The 12,726-nt window shown below is 66.5% G+C and carries 3 protein-coding genes; all 3 read right to left on the reverse strand.

Translation table 11 applies throughout. The features are described 5' to 3' along the window. Nucleotides 1-5,881, reverse strand: a 5,881-nt coding sequence (locus D457_RS33290; protein WP_051073026.1) for an RHS repeat-associated core domain-containing protein, incomplete at its 3' end; no start/stop codon positions are given. Nucleotides 5,882-5,886: 5 nt separating this feature from the next. Then, on the reverse strand, nt 5,887-9,381 hold the full coding sequence (locus tag D457_RS33295; protein ID WP_152514352.1) for a LamG-like jellyroll fold domain-containing protein: 3,495 nt from the start codon (nt 9,379-9,381) through the stop codon (nt 5,887-5,889). Nucleotides 9,382-11,090: 1,709 nt separating this feature from the next. Continuing rightward, entirely contained in the window at nt 11,091-11,807 is a 717-nt protein-coding gene (locus D457_RS0124340; RefSeq protein ID WP_017583289.1) for a hypothetical protein, read from the reverse strand. Nucleotides 11,808-12,726: the final 919 nt, after the last annotated feature.

The raw sequence follows: 12,726 nt of genomic DNA on the forward strand, positions 1-12,726 counted from the left end.
ACACCCGGCTGCCCACCGCACCCGCGATACGACCACCGATCGCACCACCGGCCGCACCCAGCGCACCGCCGACCACGGTGGAGGTGGCGGCCCCGGTGAAGGACCAGTCGTTGCGCGGGGTGTCCATCCCGTACTGGACCAGGCCGCTGGCCGCGCCGCCCAATGCGGCACAACCCACCACTCCCACACCGCCGGTCAGGGCCGTGCAGCCCACACCGACCGCGATGCCCACGCCCACGGAGGCGATGGTGCTCTTGTTGTTGCTGACCCAGTTCTTGGTCGAGTTGTAGCCGGACTTGACGGCGTTGCCGACCTTGCTGGCCCCGGACTTGACGCTGTTCCAGGCGTTGGACAGGAACAGCCCCGTCGGGTCGGCGTAGGTCAGGGGGCTGTTGTTGGCGTAGGCGTAGCCGTTCATCTGCAACGGGTCTGCCGGGTCCACGATGGGGTCGGCCGAGATGAACCGTCCCAGGGCGGCGTCGTACTCGCGCGCGCCGACCAGTGTCAGTCCGGTGAAGTGGTCCACGGTCTTGCCGAGGAAGCCCTTGTCATCGGGCCAGAATCCGCCGGTAATGCCCCGTTCCTCCCCGAAGGGTGACAGGTAGCGGCGTACCGAATGCTCGGAGTCGGCGTGCATGGCCACCTGGCCGGTGCCGTGGTGGTCGGCGGCCAGCAGATCCACTCGGTCGGGGGTGCGCACCGCCACCCTCTGGCCCGCGTGCTCGTAGTAGCGGACGCCCTCTACCTCGCCGGTGAACTTGTTCGCCCGCAGCTCCATCCCCGGCAGGTACAGGATGTCCTCAAAGGGGGTGGAGTGCATCAGGCGCTCGCCGTCAGCGCTGTAGACGAAGGAGGTCTGCCCCTCGTCGGTGGTGACCGTGTCGAGGTTGCCCTCGGGGGTCCATTCGAGTTCCTGGCGCTCGCCCGCGAGTTCGCGCACCACGGTGTTGCCCGTGTCGTCGTAGTCGAAGACGGAGAGGGTGTCGCCCTGTGGTGTCTGCTCGACCACTTCACGAACGGTGTTGGGCTGGTCCTGCCCCTGTTCGGGGTAGGTGTAGTCGCGTACGGCGTCGTCACCGGAGCCGGTGACATCGTGCAGGGTCTCGCTGACCCGGTTGCCTGAATCGTCGTAGGTGTAGGAGTGCCAGTAGGCGGCGGGGCCGCCCACCTCATCGGCAGAGGGTCCGGCCGCGCACTGGCCGGAGTCCTGGTGGGGCAGGGTCCAGGCTTCGGTGAGCTGCAGGAGCGGGTCGTAGGTGAAGCACTGGGTTTCGGCCTGGCCGCCCTCGGGGGCGTCGGTGATGGACAGGACGTTTCCGGCGTCGTCGTAGGTGAAGCCGGTGTCCATCAGCGGAGCCTCGCCGCCCTGGCGGTCCACTCGGCTGCCGAGCAGGCGTTGGGTGCCCTTCTCGTATTCGTGGGTGATCCATGCCTTGGGCCCGGACCCTGCGGCGAGTTCGGTCTGGAGTACCTGGCCGAGCTGGTTGTAGTCGGTGCGGGTGACGTAGGGGGCCTCACCGGACAGGCTGATGGGACGACCGATGTCGTCGTAGCCGATCACGGTCGACTCGGCGGGTAGCCCTCCGGCGGCGGGCAACCCCATCCCTTGGACGGTGCCGTCGATGTTGTAGCTGATGGAGAACTCGTAGTCCCCGCCGAGCGCTCCCTGGGACTCGGGGATCCCGTAGAGGATGTTGGTGGGCCGGTCGAGCCGGTCCTGGCCCACGATGCCGATGCGGAAGTCGCCCTGAGGGGTGTGCCTGGTCTGGATGAACAGCTGGCCCTTAAGGACGGTGTCGTACTGATGGCTGGTGAGCTTGGTGCCCGTCTCGGGCTCGCCCTCCCAGCTCTCGACCCGCCGTCCCAGGTCGTCGTAGACATGGGAGACGGTTGTGCCGTTGGCGTCGGTGGTGGACACCAACTGGTCGAGGTCGTCGTAGACGTTGGTGGTGGTGCCGGTGTCGGGGTCGTGCACGGCCACCTGGCGTCCCCGGTGGTCGTACTCGTAGGACCATTCCTCGCCGGAGGGGGTGGTCATCGAGGCGATCTCACCGCGGGGGGTGTGGGTGTAGCTGGTCGAGACGTGCTCGCCCTCGGGGGTGTGGCCGGTGTACTGGCGCTGTTCGACCTTCTGACCGCGGGCGTCGTTGATGACGGTGGTGGGAACGCCGCCCTCGGGGGGTGTGACGTGCACGCGGTCGCCCTCGTGGACGGCGGTGGTGCGCCACACCTCGTCCCCGGCGACCTGCTGGATCACGTCGGTGAGCCGTTCGGCTCCGTCGTAGGTGTAGACGGTCTGGCCCTGGACGTCGCCGTTGCGGACCACGAGCAGGTTCCGGCTGGGCTCGTCCAGCGCGTAGTAGGTGTCGTTGGTCTTGGCGACTTGGCCGATGCCGTTGTGGAAGGTGTCGGTGACCAGGCGTCCGCCGTCGGGGCCGGGGGCCTGGGTCTGGCGGGGCCGTAGGAAGCCGTCGTAGATCTCGTAGGAGGTCTCGTAGGACCCGTCGTTGAGCAGGGTGCTGGTGGCGACGGCCGCTGGCGCGTTCTCGGTGATGCTGTACCCGAACTTCATGTTCGGGGTCATGTCGTTGGCCTTGGGCCGGTCGGGCAGCCAGACGTCGGTCAGGCGGCCCAGGGGGTCGTAGGCGGTGTCGGTGCGCCGGTCGTTGGCGTCGATCTCGGCGTGCACGATGCCGCGTGCGGGGTCGACGTGGTTCTGTACGGTGTGGCCGAGTGCGTTGGTCACGGTGAAGCCGGTGACCAGGCCGTTGTCGTAGGAGTACTCGACGGTCTCGTTGGTCACGCCCTCGGCGTCGGTGACCTCGACCTGCTGGCCGTACTCGTCGTAGTCGGCCTCCTTCACGGTCGTGTAGACGGGCTCGCCGTCGGCGTGGCCGTCGAGTTCCTCGGTGAGGGTGATGTCCCCCCTGGTGGGTGCGTCTCCGTAGCCGCCGCCGTCGTAGTGGCGGCGCACGTCGGAGACCACGTCACCGGGACCGGCCTCCTCGGAGCAGGCCACCGAGACGCTCTGCGCACGGGAGATGTGGGTGAACATGTGCGCGTCGGTGTTGTCGGCGTAGGTGGTGCGCGTGCACATGTTGTCGGCGTCGGTGGAGGTGTCGCCGAGGTCCTCGACACGTTCGGGGCGCCCGGTGTCGGTGTCGAAGGTCGTGGTGGTCTTCGTCTGGCGCCACTCGCCGTCGGCCAGGGCGGTCAGGGTGCGTTCGACACCGGTGTTGGTCAAGGCCGCCCTGGTGGTGCCCCAGTCCTCGGTTTGGGTGGCTGTGACGTGTCGCCAGGGTTCGAAGATGGCCTTGTCGACGATCTCGTCGCCGTCGTAGGTGATCTCCTCCAGTTGGTGGCCGGCGAGTTCGTCGTGGTCGGTGTACTCGGTTCCGGTGGAGTCGGAGACCTTCGCTGAGACGGTGCCGCCGTCGGGGTCGTCGCCTCCGTGCAGGCCGCGTAGGAAGGTGTAGTCGGTGCGGGTGGGCATGTCCTGGCCGTCACCCGTGCGTACCCGTACGGTTTCGTAGCCGCGCCACTGGCCCCAGGTGTGGTACTCCTCGTCGGTGATCCCGTTGGGTTCGTCGTGGCGCCATCCGGCGTCGCCGAGGTACTCGTAGCGGGTGACCTGGTCGGGTGAGCCGCCGGTGCGGTCGGACTCGATGACCTCCTCGACGACGTACTTGTGGAACCAGTCGGTGATGGGGTCCTCTTCACCGGGCGGGTTCCACTTGACCGGGTAGCAGCGGCCGGTCTGCTCGCCCTCCTCGGGCAGGTCGTCGGGGTCGCAGTCGCCACCGGAGTAGTTGACGTCGATCTGCCCGCCGGTCTCGGTGTGCACGGCTGCGAGGCGGAACCGTACCAGCGGCTGGATGTTGTCGCCCGGTTCGGCCACACGGTTGGGCAGCTGCATACCGTCCAGTTGGACCGGCGGTAGGCTCTCGGTCTCGTCGCCGTCGTGGCCGGTGCGGGTGATCTCCGACAGCCACAGGGTGCGTGAGCCGTCGCCGTTGTCGGTGAACAGGTGGTCCAGCTTCCAGGAGTCCACCGTCTGGTAGCCGTCGCCGGTGTCGTACTGGGTGCGGACCTGGTCCAGGCGCTTACGGGTCCAGAACGAGGGTGCGGTCTGGGCGAAGGCGCACTCGTCACCCGCGTCGCAGGCCCGGTCGTAGGGCACGTCCGGCCAGTGCTTGGCGGTGTCGGAGTCCAGCTCGTCCGCGTCGCAGTCGAAGTCGTCGTCGGGCAGGCAGCGCTCGGCGGTGTCGAAGACCACGCGTGCGGGGGCGTCTCCGTCGTAGATTTCGTCCTTGGTCTGGCCGTAGTCGACGCGTTTGAGGTAGCCGCCGCGGGTGTAGGCGGTGCCCTCGGTGTCGGTGTCGGCGTCCAGGGCGTAGTGGTTGGTCTCCTTTTCGTAGAAGTAGGTCATCACGTTGCCGCGCGGGTCCTCGACGTAGTCCAGGTTCCAACGCCAGCCCTGTTGGCACCAGGAATCGGAGAAGGAGTCGTCGTGGCAGGGCTCGCCGTCGTCGTTGCCGAAGACGGGCACGGTCCAGGTGGAGTCGGTGGTCTCCTCACCGCTTTCCCAACCGGGTAGGCGGTGGCGGCCGAAGTAGTATCGGGTGCCGTCGGTGGTGGTGACCCGCCAGTACTCGCCGTCGTTGTCGCCGTTCTCGGCGCCGGTGAGGTGATCGATCTTGGAGCCGTCGTCGGACTCCAGACGCCACTGGCCGGTGTCGTCGTCCTTGACCAGTTGGCCGGAGGCGCCGTTGAGCATCAGGGTGGCGTTGTCGGTGCCCCAGCACAGGTCGCCCTTGTACTCGTGGCCGTCGTCGGCGCAGGCCTTGTAGGAGCGCTCGATGTAGCCGGGCTCGTAGGAGAATCCCTCTCCGATCCACGAGCCCTGGTTGTTGGTGGCGCTGGTGCGCCCGTCCACGGTCTGTGAGGAGTAGTCCAGCGCCAGGTGCGGCATGAGGCTGGAGGGCACCGGTACCGGGTCCAGGGGATAGGACCAGGAGAAGACACCGGAGGAAGCGGACACGCTCCACTCGGAGGAGGGGGCCAGCGGGGTGGCCGAGTAATCGCCTCCGGGTCCGGACCCCGAGGCCGCCAAGGCGAAGACCCCGGTGGACGAACCGGTGGGCTCGGTGGGCGCGACGGTACGGGCTGTTGAGGGTGTGCGGCCCTCGTCTGCGGGGGTGGGGGCGCCCTGTTCAGGATCGAAACGGGCCGCCACGGTGCCCGGGGTGCCTGTCACCGGCTCGCTGAGCACGGGAGTGCGGCACTCCGGGACCTGCGGGGTGGAGGCGAAACAGTCGGGCAGTTGGGTGAGCGTGAGCCGATCACCGTAGGAGCCGCCGTAGGCGTCGGCGAAGTCGGAGGGGTCTACGTGCAGCTCGAGCTCGTGGTCGGCTTGGACCCGCAGCAGAAGGCCGTCGACGCCGGCCTCGCGGGCGCTGGCGCGGTCCAGGACCTCCACTTCGGTGTTGTTGCCCTCGGCGGAAACTGTTTGGACGGGCAAGCCGCCCACCGAAACCATGGTTTCGGGGTCAAGTGTTTCGGAGGCTGCAAGGGTCTCTCGGGCCGCTGAGGGCCAGGAGGCCTCGGGGTCGCTGCCCGCCGCCTCAGCCAGTTCCTCGCCCAGTTCCCGGGGCTCCACCTCTCCAGTGGAACCGGTGACCGGGTCGGGCATCTGCTGGCTCTCGGGGACCGAGTCGTCCCGCAGCCAGTCCGGCAGGGCTGGAAGGGTCTCGATCAGGGTCACGGTCACCACTACGGCCATGAGGGCCGAGGCCGCGGCGAGCAGGGCCCTCTTGAGCCGGGGCCGGGGGGCGCGGGAGGGCTCGGTGCCCGATTCGGTGGTGTCGGATGCGGGGGTCATACCGGTCACAGCTCCGGGTTCTCGGTGGTCCGGTTGAGCGCGGAGATCAGGTCGTCGTCAGCGGCTCCGGAGTAGACGCGCACGTCATCGACGGCGCCGGAGAAGTGCTGGTGCCAGTCATGGCCGTCCATGGCTCGCCCGACATTCAGGAGCGGCCAGGGTGAGTACTCGTCCTCGTCCAGGGCCTCCGGTGTCGGCCACAGAGGGTGGAAGGCTCGGGTGGAGGCACGTGTGCCGTTGACGTAGAAGCGCACTTCCTGAGCGAAGGCGTCGAAGACCAGCGCCAGGTGGTCGCCGCGCATCTCGGAGCTGGGAGAGACATCGTTCGCCTCCAGGACGGTGGTATCGGCCTCGTTCGAATCCCAGTTCGAGAGAACAGCCTCCCAGCGGCCGCTCTCAGCGTTGTAGCGCAGGTCGATGAGGGAGTTGTAAGCGTTCTGGGAGAGCACCGTCATCGTCTCGTCGGGTTCGGCGGCGGCCAGACGGGTCCGGGCGGTGATCGTGAAGCTGCCGTTCAGGGGCTCGTCCACCAGGGCTCCTGCGGAGTCCCCGTCACCGTTGAGCTGTAGGTGGCCCTGGCCGATCAGGGCGCTGTCGCCCTGCCAGGGGTCGGCGGTGTAGATGTTCGCGCCGCCGTTGAGCACCATCGGGCTCAACCCTTCGGCGTCCGGGCTGGTGCCGTCCTCGGCCAGATCGTTGAAGGGCCAGTAGCCGCGCCGGTCCACGGGCAGCATCCTGAGGCGGTCGAACTCATAGCCGTGCACGAGACGGTCGAAGACACGCACATCGGCCAGGGCGCCGTTGAGATGATGGTGGTAACCGCTGTCGCTGAGCGCACGGCCGATCTGTACGTCACCGGTGGTGTGCGGGGCCTCGTCCCGGTCGATGGTCCCCTCCGGGGAGCCGTTGACGTAGAGGCGAGCCGTGTTCGCATGGCTGTCGTGAGCCATGGCCAGGTGGGTCCACTCCCCTGCGATCACCGGCGTGTCTGCGGACACGCTCCACTCCTCCGGGGTGTGTGTCTCCGGGTCGGGAAAAGCCAGGTGCCAGGCCTGGTCGGAGGCGTCGTAGCCCAGGGTGAAACCGGGCCCGCCGCTGCCGTCCTGGGACAGGACCGCCTGGTCACTGTCCAACTCGTCCAGTCGCACCCAGGCGGCGGCTGAGAACAGGCTTGTGGTGTCGACCAGGTGAGTACCGGGGGCGAGGTAGGCGCCCTCGGAGCCGTCAAGGACGACCGCGGATCCGGAAGCCCCGGAGGGCCCTTCTTCTCCGAAGGTGGCCCCGTCTCCCGCGAGAGCGGTGTGATCTGCACCTGAGGTGTCTGCGGCTCCCTCGGATCCGGGATCGTCCGCCATGGACCAGTGCCCGACCGCGGGTCTGCCGCCCTCGACGAGGAACAGGTGGCTGGCGCGAGCACTGGTCTTGCCCGACCGGTCCACAGCCTCGACGTAGAGGCTGTGCGGCCCCTCGAACCACGGGCTCACGGTGAGTGTCGCCTTACCGTCGCTGTCGGGTGTCAGCGTGTTGGCCGCGGAGGGGTCCTCGTTGATGCCGTAGCGGTACTCGATGACGTCCTCAGAGGAGGATTGGATGGTGAAGTCGCCGTAGACGCCCACCCCGTCGTGCCAGTCATCATCAGCCGGAAAATCTTCGGAGGAGACTTCCGGTGCTTCCGGGCCCGTGGGGTTGTAGACGAACTGGCAGCGGGTCTGGGAACCGGACCAGCTCCACGGACCCCATGCGTACCCGTCGTAGGCGCGTACGATCCACGCGATGGTCGTGTTCTCAGGGATGTCGTCGGGAACCTGGTAGTGGAAGAAGGAGCCCGACACTTTCTCCGGGGTCGTGTAGGTGTGTTCCTGTTCCTCGCCGTGCTCGTCGGTCCAGAACACCCGGAACTGGCCTTGGAGTTTCTCACCGGCGTCACTGAACTCATCGCCGTCGGACAGGTAGGCCGACAGCCTCGGGGGCTCGTCCACGTAGGGGCGGTCGTCACCGTAGACACAGGCGCCTCCCGGGTCCATCCCCATCCAGGCCTGGTCGGGGATGTCGGGGACCGTGTTGTAGCGCACCTCCAGGTGGGCGTTGTCACAGAACCGCTTCCACTGGGTATAGGTGGACTCGTCGCCCGCGCGCAGCCCGAAGGATGTGGTCGACCAGCCGTTGGATGCGGCATCGGAGACGGCGTCGGAGACATCGAAACGCACGTTCTGGTTGGTGAGGGTGCAGGAACTGGTGGGATTGGACGGTCTCTGGGTGTCCTGGTGGCGCACCCACGAGGGTTGGTTGCTCCAATTGGTGGAAGTGCCGAAGCCTCCGGTTCGGTAGGCGCGCACCGGGTGGGAACCGGAATCGTAGGTGTGGCGCAGTGTGACCGCGAGCTCGGCCGAAAGGATCTGCTTGTCCGCGTAGGCGCCGGTGGGCATGCGATACAGCAACCGCTTGACGCCGACCCCGTTGCAGCCGTAGGGGTCCCCGGCCAGCTGCGGGCAACGGCCCGCGCCTTCGTGCTCCTGGCCGGAGAACTTCCAGAAGGAGGTGCCCGAATAGCCGGAGGCGACCATCGCCCAAGCCGTGCGTGTGGAGGTCTTCCACACGGGGTCGATGTAGAGGGGGTAGGCGGTCTCCTCGGCCGAGAGCATCTCCTGGTCGGGGTGCAGCACCAAGTCCTCGCCCTCAAGGTGGACCTCGACTGGTGCGATACGCGAGGACTCCGAGGGTCCTTCCTCCAACCGGTCGCCCTCAGCGTCCGGCCTCACCAACGGTTCCTGGGCAGACCGGCTCTGGGGTGCCACTGTCTCCCCGTCGCCACCCATGCCACCGGAGTCCCACATGAGGGGCTCAGCGGCTTCGAAGACGGCACCGCCCACGCCTGAATCGACTGCGGCCAGCCCCTCCTCGTCCTCGACCAGCTCCACACCGTCGACCTGGGTGCTCAAACGCAGTTCGGAAAGCTCCGCACTCTCGGCAGCCTCGGGGGTGTGAACCACGAGCACATGGGAGAAGCCGTCCGTCTCAGCTCGAACAATCAAGTCGACGTCCTCGGCCACCGAGGGATAGAGGGCCTCGTTCCCCTCCAACTCGGGTTCGGGTAGAGGCTCCGGCCATGCCAGAGACATCTCCTTGCCTGCGCGGGTCAGCACAGCAAGCGGTGCGTCACCACCAGGGGAGAGAGCGAGCCCGATACTGGCGGCCTCGGGGGCAATGGTCCCGTCTGCGTGACGGACCAGTGTGGCATCGGGATCGATCCATTCCCCGTCCCGCAGGACCCGCACCGGGTTGGCGTACTCCCGAGCGGTGAAACTCCCGTCCGGTTCGGCGTAGACGGTCCGCCGTTCCTCGCGCAGACCGGTGACCTCCACCCGCTGGTCGTGTTCGGCAGCGAGCTCGATCGCCGCTGCTTCGGTAGCCGCGGTGATTTCCTCATCGGCGCGAACGGCCTCCCTAGAGGATCCGGCTACCGGGAGCGTGACCGTGAGGGCTGTGACGAGAACAGTCACGGACAGGGCACAGGCCGCTTTGCGGAGGGCGGGAACGAAAGCGCGGGGGCGTGGCAGCTCGAGAGAACCGTGTGAGGGCACGGAGGGGTCCTTCCAAAGCGGAGGGGCGGGGCGCGGTTACGGAAGCAGAGAGGGGGCAACCCGCTGCTTCTGCGAACACCCGCCTGCCGACAAGGCCACCAACACCCGAGATGTTGTGGAACAGGAGTTGGATGAGGGTGCCTGAGCCCACGCCCTCTGAGGAGTTGCGCGACTGAAGAGGACGGATCTCGTTCGTGTGCCCGGGCTTCCTCGCCGGAGGTTCGGGAAGCGAGCTGTCGCCGATTCCCCTGCAAGGGCCAAAGACCTGGACGGCCCCGGCGTCAGTACAGCCCACAGGGCAACCGGAATCACCTTGGACGATGTGAGTGAGCCCTGGCGGAAGGGGATCAGGTTGCCGTCTTCCAAGGAGTTCGCGGGAGTCCGTCCAGGGCGCTGGCACTGATCAACGACCGTAACTGGGGATTGGGGGCCAGCCCAGACTTTGGTCGCGCTCGCGAAGCCCCTCCCCGCATCCGCGGACGAACACGTTTTCACAGCCGTGGCGGAAGCCGAGCTCACAGGAGGTGCGGCGACCAGCTGCCGGGGGGCTGGTGCGGGGGATGCCATGGGGGATGAAGTCCTAGCGTGAGGGCACGAGACGAACAGGGCGTGACGCTAGGTATCCGACAACACGGGCACATCACAGGAAAGGTTCCTTCGCCTTCCGAGACACCCCCGGGGGGAATGTGAACCTGGAGGCCTATTTCCTCTGGCCCACCGACTTCACCGAGACCGGAAGGAAGAAGGAGCTCGTGGCCCTGGCAGCCCTATGACCGGTGCGGGAACCACGGCCCGAACAGCGAACGACCCCTGAGAGCCCACCCCAGAAAGGAACACCTCGAACAGGTTCACAATACCAAAAATAAACTATATGAAAACGTTACCCGGCCACCCGCACATTGATTCATAGAGTCAAAATTTACGGAAACAAATAAAGCCCAATTAAACCTGTGGAATCATTGATCCTCACCCTCGCTTGAGAAATTTAAGCACTACCACAAAGAAGCTCGGGCGAGGGCGAGACCAGGAGGCCCATGCAGAAATCAGCTCAAAGAAGTGGAGACGCGGACAGCGAGAAGAGCGGTGACACAGGCGAAAAATAACTTCCAGCAGTCTGTGAACATGCACCGCCACTCCTTGAAGTTTACGACCGCCCATTCGATCACATAGCGAACCTGGCTGGCATTCGTGCCAAATTCTTCTTTCCAGCCCAGGAGTTGGCGGTATCAACTCGTTGAAGCAGCACTCTTGCCCCAAACCTCCGACAACTTCATGCAAAAGACTTGCTAGAGGATGCAGAACCCCAAAACGCCCGCGGCCAGTTGTTAGACTCCTCGGCGATCGCGGTCAGATACGGCTGGTGCTGCGGGGTCTCGATCCCTTTGGACAGCCACTCCCGGATCAGCCCGTCGGGGACACCTCCCGGCCGGGTGCCTGCTGGGGATGTCCCATTGGTCGGCCACTGCCAGAGGTTGTGCGGATCGACGAAGAACACCGGAAACTCGGTGGCCCCGTCAACGCTGCGTGCTGCCCTGTCTCCGTTCTATGCCACCAGGTCAGCGACTTGCCACCAGCTCCGGCAACCCCTGAAGCCCTTTCCCAGCAGGGGACCGTTGATCCGATCGGCCTCAGTTCTGGGTCACCGGCCAGGCCGCCGCCGGATCACAGTGTTCCGGGCAGGCCAGCAGGTAGACCTCGTTCCCCAGAAACAGTTCATACTCGCCAGGAGAACCACCATCGGGCTGCTCCGGCTGACCCGGGACAACGGCAAACCCCATACCCTCCGGCACCTGACACACGTACACCAGATCAGCGCCGCACGCGCACCGGTAATACTCAGGATCCTGTGCCCACGACGGCATTCCTCCCACCTTGAAGATCTGATCGCCCTTTCCCCGCTCGTTAGGGATGTCTTCGAAAGGCCGCAACATCAGCGGCAGAGATCGGAAGAAATATTCAGGCTCCATTGAAGGATTCGCCGCGCGGCGCTGGATCAGCACACGCCAGAACGGGCGTGGATACAGCTCATCCAAAGAGGCATTCCAGTACTCGGGCATCAACTGTCTTCCATCAGTCTTCTCTGGGATCGCAGCGTCGTTGTGTGTACGGCAGTGGAAGACCAACAGGTGGTCCCCGCCGAAAGGCCCCAGAGCCAGAGGCAGGTCGAGCTGGAAGAACAACAACAGCCGCTCGCCGCAGAAGCACTCGGGCCACTCCTGCCCCTCATTGAGGAAGGGCCAGCCGCCGATCGAGTTCCGCGTCGGCCGATCCAACACCTCGCTGCCAACGTCGACCGCGTACGCGGGAAACACTTCTTCGGGCTGCCTCAGATCAGATTCGAGCATCGGCCCACTCTAGAGCGGACCTTTGATCCGATGGCCCTCGCGCCCTGGGTGCAAGGAAACTGCAGGTCAGGATGGGTGAACTTTCGTCCTCACCCGGGGCCAGCGGCCCTGCGGTGCTCCTGGTGTGCTCCCCTGAACCGGCTACCGTACCGGCACCAAACCACCCGCCTCAGCCAGCGCCACGACTTCCGCCCAGCAGGGCAGCCGTGACCTCAGCCGCTGCCCTGACCTCCTCCGGGAACACACTCACCCCAAGCGTGGCCAGGCAAGACACACCTACGCTCGGCCTCACCGAGGCGATCAAGCGGGTTCGCTGACAACAACCCAACCGCCCCCTTGCCCGATACAGGCGTTATGTCGGATTCGCTGTTCGCGGCCACCAACGCCCCCGCGTGGGGCCCGAACCCCGGGCTCGCCCCCTGGGGCGGGGCCGGGTGTGGCGGGGGCAGCATGGGGGCGCTGGTGGCCCCACACCCCCCACCGTCCGGGCAGACCAGAAACCGTCCGACCCGCCACCCCACGCCAGCCCCGAACCACGAACACGGCCCCGGACACGAAGGGCCACCCACGCCCCGTGCTCACCCCTCACACCCATACGCCCCTTGGGTTTTCTCCCTCACCCAGTAGGAGAGCCGCTCCCACACCGGGACTTCGACACCCCGAACCTCACCCCTCGAAGAAGACACGCCCGCAGAACGGCGCCAGCAGCCCCAACAGACCTTGAACGGCGAAGGTCCCAGCAAGCTCGAACACCTCTCCTGCTACGGCCATGACCTTCTCGACCAGAGCGCTTCGCCGCGCATCGGATCCGTCTGCGGCTCCTCAGCCGTGCCCCACCTCCGCTGCTGCCCGCCCACCTCACGGCGGCGCACCAGAGCACACGGCTGCGGCAGGGGCATGCCCGGCGCGCACCCGCACG

The organism is Nocardiopsis valliformis DSM 45023 (assembly GCF_000340985.1).
Lineage (GTDB): Bacteria > Actinomycetota > Actinomycetes > Streptosporangiales > Streptosporangiaceae > Nocardiopsis > Nocardiopsis exhalans.